The sequence below is a fragment of the Janthinobacterium sp. UMAB-60 genome, from assembly GCF_900095235.1.
Lineage (GTDB): Bacteria > Pseudomonadota > Gammaproteobacteria > Burkholderiales > Burkholderiaceae_D > Janthinobacterium.
The window spans coordinates 1-643 of sequence record NZ_LT607528.1 but is presented as its reverse complement, the minus strand read 5'-3'; the positions used below and the strand labels follow the sequence as shown (position 1 = coordinate 643).

General features: G+C 64.9%; 1 protein-coding gene. It reads left to right on the top strand.

What is annotated here, in order from left to right:
- Positions 1 to 185: 185 nt before the first annotated feature.
- Positions 186 to 643, top strand: a 458-nt coding sequence (locus K0F86_RS27165; protein WP_219137215.1) for a filamentous hemagglutinin N-terminal domain-containing protein, incomplete at its 3' end; no start/stop codon positions are given.

Sequence of the window (643 nt, the reverse complement as noted above, 5' to 3'; positions counted from 1 at the left end):
CACCCTGAGCGGCGCCGGCGTGGGCGTGACGTGGACGGGCGCCAATGCGCTCGTGCTGAAAGCGTATTACGCACACAAGCTGGGCAATGCCAAGGCGACGTCCGCACCGGACTCCGCCGGCCGCTTCTGGCTGCAAGCCGTCAAGTACTTCTAATTAATACAAGCTCAAAAATCAGGACACCGCCATGAACCGCATCTACCGCTCCATCTGGAACCAGGCCACCGGCGCCTACGCCGCCGTGTCCGAAAACGTCAAATCGGCCGGCAAGCGCTCGATGCCAGGATGCAGCGGGGGCGGCGCGCATTTCGCCTTGACCAGCATGGCGGCGGCGCTGATGATGGGCTACGGCAGTCTTGCGCTGGCGGGGCCGGCGGGCGGCACGGTGGTGGCGGGGCAGGCAACGATCAACGGCACGCCGGGCGCGACGGTCATCAAGCAGGGCAGCCAGAACGCCGTCATCAACTGGGCCAGTTTTAATGTCGGCAAGGGCGAGTCGGTGCAGTTCCAGCAGCCGAACAGCAATGCGGTAGCGCTGAACCGCGTGCTGGGCAGCGATGGCACGACCATCCTCGGCAACTTGTCGGCCAACGGCAAGGTGTTTATTGTCAACCCGAACGGCGTGCTGTTCGGCCAGGGCGCGTC